Raw genomic sequence first — 16,565 nt, 5'->3', positions numbered from 1 at the left:
CCTCTTTGAAAAAAGGGGGCTTTTTTATTTAAAATAATTTTAAAAGAAGTGTATAATGATACGAAGAAACATAATTTTTTAGTATGATTAAACTTCTATATCCTAAATTTTGGCAAAAGCGGAATATTATAGCTTATATATTATTCCCTATAAGTCTGATATATCAATTTCTAGGATTTTTGCGGCATATTTTTGCACGTCCCATTATATTACCTGCTAAAGTTATTTGTGTCGGTAATTGCAGCGTAGGCGGTACTGGTAAAACGCAGATAGTTATGTATCTAGCTAATTTACTGAAGACCCAAAATATAGATTTTGTTATAGTCACTAAAGCTTATGGTAGTAACCTTAAAGAAGCAACTATTGTAAAAGCAGAGCATAGCACTCTAGAAGTAGGGGATGAGTCTGTAATACTTGCAAAGCACGGCACAATTATTGCTACTAAAAATATTAAGCAAATTTTACCTCTGATTCATGAACTTAAGCCCAGCATAATAATAGTTGATGACTTTCTACAAAATCCTTATTTTCATAAAGATATCACTATAGTTTCTGTAGATAGACAAAGGCTTTTCGGGAATGGATTTTTAATTCCTGCAGGTCCATTACGGGAATACCCAAATAGAGCTTTAAGTGTTGCTGATTTAATTTTTTTAGTGAGTAATAATTCTGATGAAATACCAGTTAGCTTAGCTTCTTATGCAAATAAGTTAATACAAGCACAAATAGTAGCTTCAAGCGATATAGACAAAAATAAAAATTATTTTGCTTTTAGCGGCATAGGTAATCCTGAACGTTTCTTCCTTACCTTAAAAAATCATGGTTTGAATATAGTAGGATATAAAATATTCCCAGATCATTATAACTATTTACAAGCAGATTTAGAAAATTTATATCTACTTGCTAAAACAAATAATGCTACTCTTATCACTACGAGAAAAGATTACGTTAAGATTGGTGATTCGAGTGATATTATTGTATGCTTAGATGTGAAGTTATCTATTAATAATCCTAATTTACTTTATGAAAAAATTTTTAAAAAAGATTAGATATCTAATTGAGTATGCTGTTGTTGTTATTTTTTTGAAGATAATTGGCATATTTGGTATAGATAAAGCAGCAGATATTTGTAGTTTTATAGCTCGCAAAATTGGTATATTATTTGCTGTTAATAAAATTGCCAGACGAAATATTAAAGCTGTTTTCGGTGATGCATTTGATGTAGAAAAAACTATAGACCAGACTTGGGATAATTTCGGTAGGTTCATAGGCGAGTTTGCTTATATTAATGAAATGGATGAGTTAGAACTAGAACGCCGGATTGAGATAATAGGTTTGGAAAATATTAAAAAGCTAAAAGGGCAGCCTTTTTTGTTTTTTACTGGTCATTTTGCTAATTGGGATATTGCTGTTAAAATTATTCATAAAATTTATCCTAAATTTGCTGTAATTTATCGTAAAGCTAATAATCCTTATGTTAATAAACTGATTAATGAGAGTCGTGCTAGTTCTAAGCTAAGACTTATTCCTAAAGGACCAGATGGTAGCAGAGCTTTAGTTAGAGCAATTAAAGGGCATGAATCTATTGCTATGCTTGTTGATCAGAAAATGAATGACGGCATCGAAGTGCCTTTTTTAGGTTATCCTGCCATGACTGCTAACGCTATTGCTAAAATAGCTTTGCAATATGGATATCCGATTGTGCCATGTCAAATTGTTAGGACTAAAGGTAGTTATTTTAAGTTAATAATCCATCCAAATTTAACCTGGGAGCAAACAGGCGATAGTAAAACAGATTGCTATAATATTATGCTTAATATTAACCAAATTTTAGAGGATTGGGTTAAGCAAAATCCTAGCCAGTGGTTCTGGTTTCATAATAGATGGAAAAAAATATAGTGAATTAAGAGACATCATTGCGAATGAGCGAAGTGAGTGCGGCAATCCAGGAAAAATAATAAGAAATGCTATAAATTAGTATTTTCTTACTAGATTGTTTCGTTAATTACTCGTAATTTCCTTGCAATGACAAGAAAAATGATCCATGCATGGCAATGCCTTCTTGTATAGGAATTGTTTTGCGGATCACCTCCAATCCTGTCATCTAGTTGCTTGACCGGCTTTGTTTTATGGATTATTTATGTCGTTCCTGCGGAAGCGGGAATCCAGCATAAAGCGAGATACCTAAGCTTTTAATTTTAAAAACTTGCTGCTTTTATGTTTATTTTTCTGAATTCCTGCTTCTGCGGGAAAGCATTGTTGTGTGGATCGAAAGTCGTCTGAGCTATGCGAATGAAATGAGCGTGGCAATCCAGAAAAAATAATAAAAAATACTATAAATTAGCATTTTTTAGCTGGATTGCTTCGTCAATTACTTCGTAATTTCCTCGCAATGACAAGAAAAACTGATCCACGCAGACAAAGCCCCCATGAAGATGACAGGGGAATTTTATTCACCTGGGTAAAGCCAATTTAACACGTTATAAATTAATGGCAATTTAGCTTTAAAATTTCTATACTTCTTGGATGCTGTTCCCCAAATTTTTCTATATGATGATCACGGAAATTTTTATAAAAAGATTTGAGAGGTACATGACAACTTGCTTTAGCAGCGTTTAAATACATGATACTTATTGCATCTTCATTTTTATTAATTGATGCGAATGCATTTCCCTCAGCTACAAATGCTTTAGCTAAATATATGTCAGGTGAAGCAGCAACATCTTTATTGGATCTATTTGGATCTTTAAGGAAAGCTTCCACAGCTTTTTTAGCATATTCTAAAGCTTCATTATTATTTCCAAGTCCTAGTTTTACTATAGACATTTGGGTATAAATACGTCCAAATATCGGATATTCTTCTTTTTCTTTAGGTTTTTTCATATTATACACCTCTTCTAATAAAGGAAGAGCGTCATTATAATTTTTAAGGTTATTTAATATATCTATTTTAAGCAAATATAAGCCGGTAAGAAATACATCTTGAGGCTTCATGCCGTTATCAATACAAGCATCTATTGTAGCATTAATTTGCTTTAATGCTTCCTCATATTTACCTTGAGCAAGAAATAAGTGAGCTTTTGCATAATCTAATGTTGCAGCGTCTGTTTTATCTATTAGATTTTGATTAAACATATCTTGCATTATCTGGATATTTGCTTCTGCTTCCTTTAGATTTCCTAATTGAACATTAGATATAACTAAACCAAAAACTATATTACTTTTTGAGGTTCCATATTCTTTAACTCCCTCAAATACTTTTTTAGCTTTCATAAAATATTCAATTGCTTCTCTACTTTCCGAGTTCTTTGAATAATACCACCCTATGCGTCCTAAATAAGTAGCATACGCTCCTTTCTCGTCATTATCCATCATCAATAATTTAAAATTATTTTCTTTTTCGTTTTTGTCAAACCAATCAACTAATATTTTACTTCTTGTTAAATCACATGCTGTAACATATTGTATTAATAAGTTTAGTTTTAATTCTAAAATTTTATATATTGAGTATTATAATTTTCTGCATTTTGGGTAATTATTTCAATATTGTCCAACACAGTTTTATTTTTTCTAAAAACATTTCCTTTTATTAAACTTTTAGGGATAGTATTTAAAAGATTGGTGATAAGTTGATTGAGATTTTCTTTATTATCATTTTCATTAATCTGTAATATTTTTTCAACTATAACATCATGCATTTCAAATATTGGATTATTTTCATTTGGCTCAATATTAGTGATTAAAGCAAATTTGGAAATATTATAAATGTCATCATCTAAATGATCTTTATCCGAGGTGATAGAAATTAGAAATTCTTTTGAAAAACTTTGATTGTTAATTAAAGCTATTTCATTTAGTAATTTTTGGGCAGAAGGGCTTAACTCACTAATAGCAAGTGTAATATTTAGTTTAATTTTATCATCAGCTTCTTGTATTTTTTTCTTATATTCGTTTAAACTTAAACCTTGTACCTGATTCAATATTTGCGATCCTTGAACCATAAGAATTGGATAACCTTTAAATTCTTGGACTAAAAATTCTATCGATTCTGGATTATTACTTTCTAAAATATTTTCTACAAGCATTTTAGATTCTTTTTCCTCAAAAGCAGTAATTTTTACGATATTTGGTAATAATTCACTGTCCTGTGAACAAAATATAATATTGCCGTTATGTTCCCAATTAATAAAATTTGCTACTTTTTTATTCTGTCCTATTTTTAAATTATCAAATACTGTTAGCAACGGAAGTAAAATGATACAGAGCAACGGATAAAAATTGATACAGTATTAAAGTAATATCTTCTGAATAAGGAGGTAATGAATAATGATAATACTGGAGCAAATAATGGAAATAAAAATATTGAATAAACATGGTAAAAGCTTAAGAAGTATAGCAAGAGAAGTAGGTGCATCAGTAAATACAGTACGTAAATATTTAAAATATGATGGTAACCCTAAATATAAAGATAGGCCAAAGTTGGTAACAAAGCTTGCCCCATATAAAGACTACTTGAGTAACAGAATAAAATCTGCCCATCCTGTATCACTACCTGGTACTGTACTGTTTCAAGAGATAAAGGAGTTGGGTTACACAGGCGGGATGACCCAACTTAGGGATTATTTAAGGAGTATAAAGCCTGCAGCTAAACAGGAGGATATGATAAGATTTGAGACTGCTTCTGGCAAACAGATGCAAGTTGACTGGATTGAATTTCGTAAGGGGAAAAGTCCTCTATCAGCTTTTGTGGCTACATTAGGATTTAGTCGAGCAAGCTATTAACCCACCAATTAAATACCTGACATAATAGTTGCAAATACTAAAATATAATGTTAGAATGAAATAATGCTAAAAAAAGAAGATTTTAGGACATTATCAACGAGTGCACAAGCAGCTTTAAGAAAAGTTGCATTAAGAGCAATTGATAAAGGAGAAAAACAATCAGATGTATCAAATCTTATAGGAGTAACACGTCAGACTATTAGTAACTGGGTTAACAAAAGAAGAAGAGGTGATAAATATGCAATAACTGGCAAGTCTAGAGGAAGAAAGACAGGAGAGAAAAGAATAATAAATGAAATGCTGGGTAAAAAAATACAAGATTATATAAATCACTCTAGACCAGAAGATCACAATATCAAATCTGCACTATGGTCAAGAAAAGCTATTAATGCCCTGATTAAAAAATGCTGTGGTTTCTTTTTGCCATTAAGTACGATTGGAGAATATTTAAGAAGATGGGGATATACTGCACAAAAACCAAAGAAATTAGCTTATGAGCAACAGCCAAAACAAGTTCAAGTATGGCTAGATGAAGAATATCCCGCAATAGTAAAACAAGCACAAATGGAACAAGCTGAAATACACTGGTGTGATGAAGTGGGTATAAAATCAGAATGTCAGGTGTTACAGAGCTATTCTTTAAAAGGCAAAACACCCGTAGTTATTCATAAATCAAAACGATTTACTATAAATATGATATCAACTGTTACGAACAATGGTAAACTAAGGTTCATGTTATATGAAGATACACTAAAAACAGATATATTTATAGAATTTCTAAGAAGATTAGTGAAATCTGCAAGAAGGAAGATCTTTTTAATATTAGACAATTTAAAAGTACATCATAGTAAAAAAGTATACAGCTGGACAAATAAGCATAAAGATAAAATTTCTTTGTTTTTTTTGCCTCCTTATACTCCACAACATAATCCAGATGAATACTTAAATAATGACTTAAAAAGAAATGTAAATAGAAAACATATACCTCTTACAAAAGATGAGTTAAAATACAATCTTAAATCTTATTTACGTTGCTTACAGAACAATCCTAAACATATACAAAAATTGTTCCAAGCCGATGATGTTAAATATGCCTCTTAAGTCAGGTATTTAATTGGTGGGTTAATATGTAGAATTTGTTACTAATGAGAAGCTTGTAACATTAATAGAATGCCATAAGCGGGCATTTGAATATTTTGGCGGAGTGCCAGAAGAAGTACTGTATGACAACATGAAGACAGTAATACTGGATAGGGATACATATGGTCCTGGCATACACCGCTTTAATAAAGGTATGCTGGATTTTGCCAAACATTACAGTTTCCGATTAAAAGTGTGTAGGCCTTATAGAGCAAAAACTAAGGGCAAGGTTGAGCGATTTAACAGATATATAAGAGAAAGCTTTTATAATCCATTAGCAACAAAATTAAAAACTGCAGAGTTAGTGTTGGATGTGGATACTGCAAATTCAGAGGTACTAAAATGGTTGCGTGATACTGCGAATCGGCGTGTGCATGGAACAACAGGCGAAATACCTGCAGAAAGATTAAAGTTTGAAAGGAGCAATCTTCAGCCACTATCATTGGATTATAGTGGTAGTCATCCTGCAGCACTAGAGATTATGGAAGATAAAAGGGAACAATTTTCTACAGTTTCCTTACAACATTCCCTATGCATATACCAAAGTATACTGGAGGCATTATGAACCTGCAGCACCAACGTATAGAAGAGCTGTGCCGCTCTTTAAACCTTATTCAGATAGCTGAAAATTATTTTGATATTGCACAATCCTCTAGTAAAGAAGACTCAAGTTATATGGATTTCCTTGAGTCAATATTAAAAACAGAGCTGTTGGCACGACAGAATAGAAGTAAATCAATACTCACCAGAATGGCAGGTTTTCCTGCTATTAAAACGCTGGATAATTTTGATTATGATTTTGCTACAGGAATAAAACGCAAGATTCTGGAAGGTCTAAGGTCTCTGTCTTTTGTAGAAAGACAGGAAAATATTATTCTGCTTGGTCCTTCTGGAGTAGGGAAAACCCATATAGCTATTGCTCTTGGTTATGCAGCTACACAATGTGGAATCAAGACTAAATTTACAACAGCTGCAGATTTGATGCTTGTACTTAATACTGGGCTAAATCAGGGAAACCTGGACTCCATATTCAAAAGAGTCATACTATCATATAAATTACTTATAATAGATGAATTTGGATATCTGCCGTTAAAACCAGAACAAGCTAATCTGTTATTTCAAGTTATAGCAAAGCGTTACGAAAAGGGTAGCATAATTCTTACAAGTAATCTTCCATTTGGACAATGGCATAATAGTCTTGCTCAGGATAGTGCTCTTACAGCTGCTATTTTAGATCGTCTGCTTCACCACTCCACTATACTTAATATTAAAGGTGATAGTTTCAGGCTTAAGGATAAAAAGAAAGCTGGTCTTGTGCCAATAGGAATTATTAATAAACAGGAGGAAAATCTTATGACTTAAATATCAGATAATTTTTTTATGATACTGTATCAATTTTCAGCCGTTGCATATTAAAAATCTGTATCATTTTTCGACCGCTGTTGACAATACTAGTAACCATCTGTTTTTACTGGTTAAATAGGTCATTAATTCTTTTCTTACTACATTGATATTTTCTGAAACTACCGCAGAATTTGCTTTTATATTAATAGCCTTTGCAAGATTTACTAATTGTCCATCAATATCTAAATTGCAATCTATAAACCAAATAATATCATAATCAGCCTTATTATCTTTATCATAAGCGTACATCCTACCAATTTGAGTTTTTCCCATGCCACTGACACCTACCAAACTAGATTGTTTATATTTGATTAAGTTACTTTTAATCTTTTTTAGTTGTGATATATGATCTATAAAATAACTAACAGGTGTAACAAGATTGGATATTTGTTCCCTTGCAAACACATTATTGCTCATTAACAATATGATGATTATTGATATATATTTTTTCATAGTATTTTTGCTAATTATAATCCTTAGATGTAAAGGTTTAGGATTTTTTCGATCAAAAGTCAATAGAATTTTATTATGAAATGAAAAAGATAAGTATTTTAGATTAGGATTTACGGCAGTTAAATATAAAATCAAACGGATTTATCGGTTTATTATCTAATATAATTTCAAAATGTAGATGTTCACCTGTAGCATTACCGGTCTTTCCTTGAGTGCCTATAAATTGACCACGTGTAACTTTTGTTCCCTCTTTAACATGTATTTCTTTTAAATGAGCATATTTAGTGACAAATTTATGTGAATGTTTAATCTCAATGAAATTTCCGTAATCACGTACTCTAGCGGTCTTAATTACTACTCCGCTTGCTGATGCATATATCGGTGCTTCTTTTTTTGCTTGTAAATCAATGCCATTATGAAAACATTTTTTCTTCCGTTTCTTTTTATGCGGGCTTATTCTATTGCCATAATGGCTAGTGATTTTAGGTTCATATTCCGGCAACATAAGAGGTATTTTAGAAATTATTCTATCAAGTTTTGCTAACTCAGACATATTATTTCTGTGAGTGGTTTTTTTAGCAAAATAACTAGTTTCGGCGTTAGAAAGGAATTTATATTTTGAATTTAATTTCGTAACCAATTCTTTTATAGCAGATATTTTTAAACCAGCAGCGTTATTAAGTTCAGTAGGATTTTTGTTATGGAATTTCTGTAAGAAAATTTTATTTTGTTTAAGATCATTAATTATAACACCTAAATTTTTAGCATATAAACATTTATTGTTTTTATTTGTAAGATTATATTGAACTACTAATTCTACATGATTTATATTATATTTTTTTTCTAATTGAGAAGAGGTAGTAGAAAGTAGGGTTTTATCATTAGAGAATTCAAGAGTACTACAGCTTTGAAGAAAAAAAAGGGTAATTAGTAAAAAAATATTTCTTCGGGTAAACATTAAAAGTCAATATAAGTAAATTTCAGATTTAAAGCATAACTTAGATATTTTGTTAACTCTTCTAATTCCTGTCTAATATTAGGCGGGTTAATCAACATCAATCTACATTTTACCATATTCTTATCACTAGATAAAAGTTCATATTCAATAATTAATGTTTCTTTAAATCCGATAGTTTTATAATTGTGGTAAAAATCACTTACTAGTAACAAATCCTTTATAGGATACCAAATCAAAGTAGAATTATTTAAAGCTGAAACTTTGATTTTTTTCAGTGCAGTAATTAGTTTTTGAAACTCATTTTTTACTTCAAATGGTGGATCAAGAAATATTAATCCTCTATTTTCTTTAAAAGGCAGAAAAGCTTTTATAGCATTATATGCATCAATGCAGTGTGTATTATTTGGTAATAGCTTTTTTAAATCAAGGTAATCAGCCGGATGGAGTTCACAAGCAATTAAACGATCTTGAAGTCGTAATAATTTATTAATTATAAAAGGTGATCCAGGATAAAAATTCTGACCCACGGAATTTATTACAGACAGAAATATTTTTAATGATTTAGGAGTATGATCTAGAGCTTGTAATAATTTACCGATTCCGTTGTTATATTCTAAAGTTTTGGAAGCGGTTTCTGAAGCTAAATCGTATAGTCCAAGCCCTGCAAAAGCATCTAAAACGGCAAAAGGTTTTTCTTTGTTTTTCAGCTGCTCTAAAATCGTAATTAAAACTAGATGCTTAACTATATCGGCAAAATTGCCTGCATGATAAATATGACGGTAGTTCAAAGTTATAGACTATATTTTTATTTTAGTAACTTTTCTGCTTCTTCTGACGAGATGTAATAAATTATATCATATTATAATGTCTTATACAATTAATCATAAAAACTGTTTATTTCTTTACTTGATAAGTTATATTATTACCAGTGCTGGAATAATAAATTATTAAATTTAAATTATGAAAAAATTATATGTAGCATTATTAACTATAATACTAAGTAGTAGTGTTTATGCTAATAGTCCTCATAACCTTTTTAAAACCGCTCAATATATATTTGGTATTAACTTACATGGTATAATCCATATTGGAGCATTTTATGGTGGTGAAAAAGACTTTTATAAGACTCTAAATATAGAAAATGTATTGTGGATTGAGGCTGATCCAGATACATACAAAAAATTATTAGAAAATGTTAAGCCCAATGGTACTACATGTATAGCAGAAAACTTTGCTGTTACAAATGAAAATGGAATTGCTAAATTTCATAGAACTAATAATGGGCAGTCTAGCTCTTTATTAGAGTTAAATTTATATAAAGTTATTCATCCAGATGTTTTGTTTAAAGAAACTATAGAGGTAACTCAAAAGCGATTAGATACATTATTTTCAGGAATCGCAATATGATGTAAAAAAATATAATGTTATTTTAATAGATGTTCAAGGAGCTGAATTATTAGCTTTGCAGGGAGCGGTAAACACTTTAAAAACGATTGATTGTATAATAGCGGAGGTTAATTATGCGGAGTTGTATACAAATGGAACAAATATATGGGATTTAGATAAATTTCTTGCTGATCAAGGGTTTTTAAGAATTGATACTGTTTCTGCAACATGTGGATGGGGTGATGCACTTTATATTAAAAGAAATTTATTATTAAAACATTCTGATTCTGTAAAATAAATTAAAAGCAGTGTACTCTCGTTATTAAAAAATTGACAACGATGCTTCCATATACCAATTATGTACTTTGCGGGCAAAAATCTGCATAAGGAGCAAAGACTTATTTTATTATAAAGTGTTGCTCTTTCTTATGCCTACATGATAGCTCATAAAATATATTTTTAGCACAAACTAATCACTTATGAGATTCATAATTAAGTTTATCATTAGCTCTTTTTGTTTAGGATCGCTTTCAGCAATAAGTAACGCCATTGAGATCATAGTATTAACCCCAACATTTTTTGTGCCAATTTTGGCTTTAGTAAGATAAATTAAAAAAAGTAGGCATCCTATTCGTTTATTGCCATCGTTAAACGGATGATCTTTTATTATGAAATATAATAAATGAGCTGCTTTCTCTTCTGCAGAATTATATAAAGATTTACCATCAAAAGTTTGGTCAATATTACCTAAAATTGCTTTTAAGCTACTACCTCTTTCAGCTCCAAATAAGTTACTTATCTCTGAATCCATTTGTTTGCTTAATTCTTGCTTTAACTTCATAATTGCTTCTAAAGATTCTTGATAGGTCAATAATTCATTACTTTCTGATTGTAATTTGATTGGTGGATTTAGCTTGTCTTCGTCATATTTAATTAATATATCCCAAGTTTTAGAATAATTTTTAATAAGATTAATTAACTCTTGTCCTGTACTATTTACTAAATTCTGATTTATTAAAGTATTTGTTAGAAGTTCTACCGTTTGATGTAGTTGATTTAATCTTTTTTGAGTGATTTTATCATGATTAATATTATAGCCTTTAATCAGATATTCTTTAAGCAAGTTAGTAGCCCATTTTCTAAAAGCTATACCTCTCTTAGAATTTACCCGATACCCTACTGATATTATCATGTCTAAATTATAATATTTGGTATTATATATTTTATCATCTAAAGCAGTATGTGCAAAATTTGCACATACTGTATTATCTAATTCTCTATCACTGAGAATTTTATTAATATGCTTTGTGATAACTGTTCTATCTCTATCAAAAAGTTTAGCTAATTGGTTTTGGGTTAACCAAACTGTATCATTATATAATTGTACATCAACATTAACTTCCCCATTCTCGTCTTGGTAAATTACTAACTGACTTTCTGCTGCTTTATTTATACTCATACTAGGTTCTGTAAACATTTCTCATTAATTTAATTTTAGTTCTTTGCAGCTAGCAGTTATAAGATTTTTTTGAAGTAATTACAACCTTTACTTTAATTTTTTTAAAAAATATGAATCATAAGTAGAAACATTTATAGAACTTGAGCATTCCTTACGATTGTAAGCCATTCTGCTTCATCAATAATTTTAATTCCTAGCTCTTTTGCTTTTTTGAGCTTACTACCTGCATCCTCTCCGGCTATTACTAAATCGGTATTAGAAGAAACACTAGCTGCAACTTTTGCTCCAAGTTTCTCGGCAGTTGCTTTTGCTTCAGCTCGTGACAAAGTTGGCATGCTGCCAGTAAATACTACTATTTTACCTGTTAAGCTACTTTGCTCTCTAGTCTCTTTATAATCTTCAATATTTAATACTTCACTTAAATTTTTGATAAGCTCAATATTTTCCTTAACATCAAAAAAATCAATGATATCTACTAACATTTTGTCGCCGATACCGTCAAGATTGTTTAATTTTTGATAAATTTCAGGATCGTTTTCCTTTAGTAATTCCATTTGAGCTATAAAATTTTCATAGCTACCAAATTCTCTAGCGAGTAACTTAGCGTTCTGCTCACCTATATGCCTTATACCTAAGGCATATATAAACCTAGGCAAACTAACATTTTTTGATTTTTCAATATTGTTAAAAAGATTTTCTACGGATTTTTTACCCCACCCGTCCATATTTTCAAGCTTAGTTAAGCTAGCTTCGTTTTTTTCTTTTAAAAAGAATATGTCATAAGGGTTACTAATTAAACCTTTATCGATTAAAAACTCGACTTGTTTACGCCCAAGCCCTTCAATATCCATAGCGTTTTTTGATACGAAATGACGTATACGCTCATAATTCTGAGCAGGGCAGTTAAGACCATTATCGCAACGTATTATAATATCTTCAGGAACATAATGTAATTTAGAATTGCAAGAAGGGCAAAATAAAGGAGGATCGAATATTGTGGCATCAGCAGAACGTTTAGCAAGATCAACTCCGGTAATTTGTGGGATTACATCACCTGCACGTTGCAAAAATACATAATCGCCAACCCGTACGTCTTTTCGTGCTATCTCTTGATAGTTATGTAATGTTGCTCTGCTAACTATAACTCCACCGATTTCTATAGGCTCCAGCTCTGCTACTGGTGTTAATGTGCCGGTTCTGCCTACTTGTACTGTAATAGAAAGCAGTTTAGTTTGCCCTATTATAGCGGGGAATTTGTGAGCGGTAGCAAACCTTGGGGATCTAGCAATAAAGCCCATCCTATCTTGTAAGGCGAAGTCATTTAGCTTATATACTACTCCATCAATTTCATAAGGTAAATTTTCTCTGTTAGTTTTTAAATATTCGTAAAAGCTGAATATCTCTTCTTCGGAGTTTGCAAGTTTACCTATTTCATTAACGTTAAAACCAAGCTCTTTAAATTTTGCAAGTAGCTGATCTTGAGAGTTTGCTAGCTCCTCTTTTGCAGAACCTATAGCATAAACAAAATATTTCAGTGGTCTTTTTGCAGTAACGGAAGGATCAAGCTGACGAAGCGAGCCGGCAGCCGCATTACGAGGATTAGCAAATTTATCTTTGCCTTGCTGTTCTTGCTCTTGGTTTAAACTTGTAAAGTCGTTTTTTTCAATGTAAATTTCCCCCCGTACTTCTAAAAGTTCTGGAGCATTATTAATTTTGTGAGGAAAATCTTTTATTGTTTTGATATTTGCCGTTATATCCTCACCTATATAGCCATCGCCTCTTGTTGCACCTGTTATAAGAATGCCGTTTTTATAGGTAGCAGCAAATGATAAACCATCTATTTTAGGCTCGCAAAAGATAGGAGAGAATTGATTAAGGCGTAAAAAGCTTTTAATACGGTCTAAAAAATCTTTCACATCCTCTTCATCAAATACATTACTAAGCGATAGCATCGGTACTTGATGTGTGACTTTAGCAAATTTATTTTCGATTTTAGCACCTACTTTTTTGCTAGGGCTATTTTCTAGTATGAGATGAGGAAATTTTTGCTCTAACTTTAGATTAGTGTTAAATAGCTGGTCATACTCGGCATCTGAAACTAGTGGCTTATCTTCTATATAATAAGCATGGTTATATTCTGCTATTTTATCAGCTAGCTCTTGTAATAATTTTTTTGCTTCTTCTTCAGATATTAAATCGATGTTTTGATATTTTTTGTTCATTGATTAGCTTATACTTCAAACGATCTTATAGGTATGATTCGAAAAGCCTACTCAGTGTCATCTAGTTGCTTGACCAGCGTTATTGCATGACGCCTCAATCGTCATTGCGAACGAACGAAGTGAGTGTGGCAATCCAGAAAAATAATAAAAAAATGCTAATTTATAGCATTTTTTAATTGGATTGCTTCGTCAATTACTTCGTAATTTCCTTAGCTCAGACGGAAAAATAGAGCCATGCAACAACGCCGATCCTATAGATCAATTATATCACCTGTTATTTTAGCTTTACCTTTCATTATGCCTATTATAGAGTTTTTAGATTTTTCTAAAGGTTCTAATTTTGCAATCGGTATATTTTTTTTTGTAATAATTACGGATTGATGAGTTTTGTGTAGATCTTCAATTATTTCTAAGCAATGTGATTGAAAATCGTCAATAGCCACTTTGTTAACGCCAGTTTAGGATAAGGAGGTCTGAGGATAAGCAAGTAGTGTTAGAAATTTTTTAGATTTATTGAAATTAAAAGCATTTACGCAAGAAAGTATATGAACTAAGAAATTAATAGGGGAGCGATGTCTTGAATGTTCAAGGTTCATGCTGTTTTTTAGTACATTAAATACTGATTCAATTATTGATCTGCTTTTTAAGAGTATTTTATCTTCTATATCTAATAAATGATTTTTCATATCCTTGCGAATCCCAGTAAATAACCGTAGCCCACGACTAAATAATTTAGCGGACATTTCCTTAGAAATATAAGCCTTGTCTCCAAATAATTTACCCCATAATCCTTTGGTAATTGAGTCTACAGCAGATAAATCACTAGCATTACCCTTTGTTATTTTAATTGCCATAATCTGACCTTTATTATTAATTACAATATGTAATTTAAATCCCATAAACCATCCGTAACTACTCATACCTATTTTAGCAATGCCACTAAACACTTTATTATTATTTGTACGTTTTGCATGACATATCGATAATTTGGTTGAATCAACAAAATATATACCAGTCTCATCTCCTGTAAATAATTGTAACATTATAGTTAAAGGTAATACTAATCTTGGCCACAACTGGATTATCCGACTGTAACTAGGAAGACTAAAATATCCTCTATATTTACATGATAGATGATATAAATAATAATTCTTAAAATCTTTGCATGGAGATATATAAAAATATAATACTATAGTTATATAGTTCTGAAAGCCTTAAACTCCCTGATCTCCTACGCTTCCTAACGCTGGGTATTAATTTGCTTTCTTCCCATTCTTCGTAAACTTTACAATAATTATCTATTATACAAAATAGAGTTATGATACATCTTTTCATTGTTGAGTGCATATTTTTTTGATTCAAAATCTATGTAACTCAACACTCCTCTCTTGTAAATACCCTGCTTTATTATCTTTATTCCTTACACTCTTATCCTAAACTGGCGTTATTAGTACCAGCTGGAGCAGCAAAATTAATTTCTGCAAGCGGGTTATCTGCACTACCCAAATTTGTACCAGCTACAAGATTTGTATTGTCAGCAACTACAGGTCTAAATATTATTGTACCTTGACCGCTAGCATTTGTAGTTTTGGTTATTAAATAGTTATTGTGAGCGAATAATGCTATTCCGTTATTTCCAAAAATTAAGTTACCAATAGCAGCATTACCAGCATTAAAATCAGTTGCAGATGAACCAATATTGAACTGTCCAAGTCTTACAGATGTTGAATAATTACCGATATCACCCTTAATAACTAAACCTTGTCCACCTTGCTAAACCACTCGCATCTATAGAACCTTGCTGATCATTAGTTACAGCTATATTACTATTAATTTCTATATCAGCTGCACTAGTTAGAGTCAATTGTTCATTAGCTCTAAAAGTTATAGCACTGCCATTAGCTAATAATTGAATATTATTACCGCCAAATGTTAAGTTATTATTATTTAAATCAATAGCTTTAAGATTCGTAATATTACCATTAAGAGTTACACCTTTTGCATTAAGGGTAATAGTACCATTAACACCTCCACTACTAATAAAAGTAACATCTGAAGTAAAGCCATCAGTTTCAATTGAAATATTAGAATTTGTATTGGAAAAATTTATATTTAATAAACCAGCATAATTACCAACTTCACCAGCAACAGCAAAATTTCCAGCAGCAACACCATTAGGTCCTAAAATAAGATTAGAGGCTTTCATTCATCATCATGATAGTTAATTGCTTACTACCTACAACCCCTGCAACTCCAACAGTATTACCAGCAGTAGCAGTTCCTATTTGTAAAATGGGATTAATACCATTATTATTGATAGTTACAGTATTATTAACATTACCTATTATCGTGTTGCCTGTTGCACTATATAAAAGGGAATCACCGTTCCCAACAGCAACAGCAGGAAGCCAATCTGTTCCAGTACCAAAACTTGCTGTTGGAACATTAACAGTTTTTTGAACACCAGCACCCATAGCGGAACTTGAGGTAGCCGCAATAAAAGCTGCAGTAGAAATTGTTTTTATCAACCTTTTTGAGATTAATCTTTTTAGAAAATTTGGTTTTTGAGCCATGATTTTTTCCCATTTCTTAAGTTAAAATTTAGTATTTGGAATTAAACAAAAAAGTATATTTTCTAACGCAGAAAAAACTAAAGCTTGTTAAGAAACTCCACTAAACTACCTGATTAACTATATTATAGGTAATAATCAATTACAAAGAAGCGTTATATTTTATTAATAAAGTTTTAACTAATGTAATA

Annotated in this window: 20 protein-coding genes and 1 pseudogene; 9 read left to right on the top strand and 12 right to left on the bottom strand. The window is 31.0% G+C overall.

Features of this window, described 5'->3' with window-relative positions; genetic code table 11:
- Nucleotides 1-83 precede the first annotated feature (83 nt).
- Together lpxK and AAGD54_RS01210 are read left to right on the top strand one after the other, a co-directional pair.
- A complete protein-coding gene (lpxK, locus tag AAGD54_RS01215) occupies nt 84-1,049 on the top strand; it encodes a tetraacyldisaccharide 4'-kinase (RefSeq protein WP_341788748.1) in 966 nt (321 codons plus the stop codon).
- Nucleotides 1,024-1,899 carry a lipid A biosynthesis lauroyl acyltransferase gene (locus AAGD54_RS01210; RefSeq protein WP_341788749.1) on the top strand — a complete coding sequence of 292 codons (876 nt, stop codon included), beginning with the start codon at nt 1,024-1,026 and terminating at the stop codon, nt 1,897-1,899. The genes lpxK and AAGD54_RS01210 overlap by 26 nt, the downstream gene beginning before the upstream one ends.
- Nucleotides 1,900-2,487: 588 nt before the next feature.
- On the opposite strand, the gene AAGD54_RS01205 is transcribed toward AAGD54_RS01210, so the two are convergent.
- Both AAGD54_RS01205 and AAGD54_RS01200 read right to left on the bottom strand, forming a co-directional pair.
- Nucleotides 2,488-3,375 (bottom strand): tetratricopeptide repeat protein, encoded by an 888-nt coding sequence (locus AAGD54_RS01205; RefSeq protein ID WP_341794804.1) that lies wholly within the window; start codon nt 3,373-3,375, stop codon nt 2,488-2,490.
- Nucleotides 3,376-3,488: 113 nt separating this feature from the next.
- A complete protein-coding gene (locus AAGD54_RS01200) occupies nt 3,489-4,244 on the bottom strand; it encodes a hypothetical protein (protein ID WP_341794803.1) in 756 nt (251 codons plus the stop codon).
- A 103-nt stretch (nt 4,245-4,347) separates the two neighbouring features.
- On the opposite strand from AAGD54_RS01200, the gene AAGD54_RS01195 reads away from it, so the two are divergent.
- The 4 genes from AAGD54_RS01195 to istB all read left to right on the top strand — a co-directional run bounded on the left by AAGD54_RS01195 (nt 4,348) and on the right by istB (nt 7,284).
- Complete coding sequence (locus AAGD54_RS01195; RefSeq protein ID WP_341794802.1) at nt 4,348-4,782, top strand: hypothetical protein; 435 nt, start codon at nt 4,348-4,350, stop codon at nt 4,780-4,782.
- A 63-nt stretch (nt 4,783-4,845) separates the two neighbouring features.
- Entirely contained in the window at nt 4,846-5,883 is a 1,038-nt protein-coding gene (locus AAGD54_RS01190; protein ID WP_341794233.1) for an IS630 family transposase, read from the top strand.
- A 64-nt stretch (nt 5,884-5,947) separates the two neighbouring features.
- Nucleotides 5,948-6,487, top strand: a complete 540-nt coding sequence (locus AAGD54_RS01185) for a hypothetical protein (RefSeq protein ID WP_341795149.1) — start codon at nt 5,948-5,950, stop codon at nt 6,485-6,487.
- Nucleotides 6,484-7,284 (top strand): IS21-like element helper ATPase IstB, encoded by an 801-nt coding sequence (gene istB, locus AAGD54_RS01180; protein WP_341794801.1) that lies wholly within the window; start codon nt 6,484-6,486, stop codon nt 7,282-7,284. Before AAGD54_RS01185 ends, istB begins: the two co-directional genes overlap by 4 nt.
- A 63-nt stretch (nt 7,285-7,347) precedes the next feature.
- Here istB and AAGD54_RS01175 read toward each other — a convergent pair whose 3' ends face one another.
- The 3 genes from AAGD54_RS01175 to rlmJ form a co-directional block, all read right to left on the bottom strand.
- Nucleotides 7,348-7,779, bottom strand: coding sequence for a hypothetical protein (locus AAGD54_RS01175; RefSeq protein ID WP_341794800.1), 432 nt, complete (start codon nt 7,777-7,779; stop codon nt 7,348-7,350).
- Between the two features lie 103 nt (nt 7,780-7,882).
- Nucleotides 7,883-8,737, bottom strand: a complete 855-nt coding sequence (locus AAGD54_RS01170) for a M23 family metallopeptidase (protein ID WP_341794799.1) — start codon at nt 8,735-8,737, stop codon at nt 7,883-7,885.
- Complete coding sequence (rlmJ, locus tag AAGD54_RS01165) at nt 8,737-9,525, bottom strand: 23S rRNA (adenine(2030)-N(6))-methyltransferase RlmJ (protein WP_341794798.1); 789 nt, start codon at nt 9,523-9,525, stop codon at nt 8,737-8,739. Before rlmJ ends, AAGD54_RS01170 begins: the two co-directional genes overlap by 1 nt.
- Nucleotides 9,526-9,697: 172 nt before the next feature.
- Between rlmJ and AAGD54_RS01160 the strand changes: the two genes are divergently transcribed.
- From AAGD54_RS01160 to AAGD54_RS01150, 3 genes and pseudogenes are all read left to right on the top strand, one after another.
- Complete coding sequence (locus AAGD54_RS01160) at nt 9,698-10,144, top strand: FkbM family methyltransferase (RefSeq protein WP_341794797.1); 447 nt, start codon at nt 9,698-9,700, stop codon at nt 10,142-10,144.
- Nucleotides 10,116-10,265, top strand: a pseudogene (locus AAGD54_RS01155) (FkbM family methyltransferase); the annotation flags it as partial. The gene AAGD54_RS01160 and the pseudogene AAGD54_RS01155, both read left to right, overlap by 29 nt.
- Complete coding sequence (locus AAGD54_RS01150; RefSeq protein ID WP_341794796.1) at nt 10,266-10,421, top strand: hypothetical protein; 156 nt, start codon at nt 10,266-10,268, stop codon at nt 10,419-10,421. It begins immediately after the preceding pseudogene.
- Nucleotides 10,422-10,592: 171 nt separating this feature from the next.
- Here AAGD54_RS01150 and AAGD54_RS01145 read toward each other — a convergent pair whose 3' ends face one another.
- From AAGD54_RS01145 to AAGD54_RS01115, 7 genes are all read right to left on the bottom strand, one after another.
- Nucleotides 10,593-11,600 carry a virulence protein RhuM/Fic/DOC family protein gene (locus AAGD54_RS01145; RefSeq protein WP_341788755.1) on the bottom strand — a complete coding sequence of 336 codons (1,008 nt, stop codon included), beginning with the start codon at nt 11,598-11,600 and terminating at the stop codon, nt 10,593-10,595.
- A gap of 113 nt (nt 11,601-11,713) precedes the next feature.
- On the bottom strand, nt 11,714-13,804 hold the full coding sequence (gene ligA, locus AAGD54_RS01140; RefSeq protein ID WP_341794795.1) for an NAD-dependent DNA ligase LigA: 2,091 nt from the start codon (nt 13,802-13,804) through the stop codon (nt 11,714-11,716).
- Nucleotides 13,805-14,055: 251 nt separating this feature from the next.
- The gene (locus AAGD54_RS01135) at nt 14,056-14,247 is read right to left on the bottom strand and encodes a type II toxin-antitoxin system Phd/YefM family antitoxin (protein ID WP_341794794.1); all 192 of its coding nucleotides are present in this window, start codon (nt 14,245-14,247) and stop codon (nt 14,056-14,058) included.
- A 15-nt stretch (nt 14,248-14,262) separates the two neighbouring features.
- Nucleotides 14,263-14,979 carry an IS982 family transposase gene (locus AAGD54_RS01130; RefSeq protein ID WP_341795139.1) on the bottom strand — a complete coding sequence of 239 codons (717 nt, stop codon included), beginning with the start codon at nt 14,977-14,979 and terminating at the stop codon, nt 14,263-14,265.
- A gap of 253 nt (nt 14,980-15,232) precedes the next feature.
- Entirely contained in the window at nt 15,233-15,544 is a 312-nt protein-coding gene (locus tag AAGD54_RS01125; protein WP_341795148.1) for a hypothetical protein, read from the bottom strand.
- 7 nt (nt 15,545-15,551) lie between these two features.
- Nucleotides 15,552-16,010: a hypothetical protein gene (locus AAGD54_RS01120; protein ID WP_341794793.1), complete on the bottom strand. Its 459-nt coding sequence runs from the start codon at nt 16,008-16,010 to the stop codon at nt 15,552-15,554.
- Nucleotides 15,997-16,377 (bottom strand): hypothetical protein, encoded by a 381-nt coding sequence (locus AAGD54_RS01115; protein WP_341794792.1) that lies wholly within the window; start codon nt 16,375-16,377, stop codon nt 15,997-15,999. Before AAGD54_RS01115 ends, AAGD54_RS01120 begins: the two co-directional genes overlap by 14 nt.
- Nucleotides 16,378-16,565: the final 188 nt, after the last annotated feature.

Origin of the sequence: Rickettsia endosymbiont of Rhinocyllus conicus (genome assembly GCF_964026465.1) — a bacterium.
Lineage (GTDB): Bacteria > Pseudomonadota > Alphaproteobacteria > Rickettsiales > Rickettsiaceae > Rickettsia.
This window is presented reverse-complemented; position numbering and strand designations above follow the sequence as displayed.

Excerpts from the sequence above, each read along its gene's own strand:
- AAGD54_RS01170 (WP_341794799.1), bottom strand. The coding sequence starts at position 8,737 with ATGTTTACCCGAAGAAATATTTTTTTACTAATTACCCTTTTTTTTCTT.
- istB (WP_341794801.1), top strand. The coding sequence starts at position 6,484 with ATGAACCTGCAGCACCAACGTATAGAAGAGCTGTGCCGCTCTTTAAAC.
- AAGD54_RS01120 (WP_341794793.1), bottom strand. The coding sequence starts at position 16,010 with ATGAAAGCCTCTAATCTTATTTTAGGACCTAATGGTGTTGCTGCTGGA.
- ligA (WP_341794795.1), bottom strand. The coding sequence starts at position 13,804 with ATGAACAAAAAATATCAAAACATCGATTTAATATCTGAAGAAGAAGCA.
- AAGD54_RS01205 (WP_341794804.1), bottom strand. The coding sequence starts at position 3,375 with ATGATGGATAATGACGAGAAAGGAGCGTATGCTACTTATTTAGGACGC.
- AAGD54_RS01175 (WP_341794800.1), bottom strand. The coding sequence starts at position 7,779 with ATGAAAAAATATATATCAATAATCATCATATTGTTAATGAGCAATAAT.
- AAGD54_RS01145 (WP_341788755.1), bottom strand. The coding sequence starts at position 11,600 with ATGTTTACAGAACCTAGTATGAGTATAAATAAAGCAGCAGAAAGTCAG.
- AAGD54_RS01160 (WP_341794797.1), top strand. The coding sequence starts at position 9,698 with ATGAAAAAATTATATGTAGCATTATTAACTATAATACTAAGTAGTAGT.
- AAGD54_RS01195 (WP_341794802.1), top strand. The coding sequence starts at position 4,348 with ATGGAAATAAAAATATTGAATAAACATGGTAAAAGCTTAAGAAGTATA.
- AAGD54_RS01190 (WP_341794233.1), top strand. The coding sequence starts at position 4,846 with ATGCTAAAAAAAGAAGATTTTAGGACATTATCAACGAGTGCACAAGCA.
- AAGD54_RS01210 (WP_341788749.1), top strand. The coding sequence starts at position 1,024 with ATGAAAAAATTTTTAAAAAAGATTAGATATCTAATTGAGTATGCTGTT.
- AAGD54_RS01115 (WP_341794792.1), bottom strand. The coding sequence starts at position 16,377 with ATGGCTCAAAAACCAAATTTTCTAAAAAGATTAATCTCAAAAAGGTTG.
- lpxK (WP_341788748.1), top strand. The coding sequence starts at position 84 with ATGATTAAACTTCTATATCCTAAATTTTGGCAAAAGCGGAATATTATA.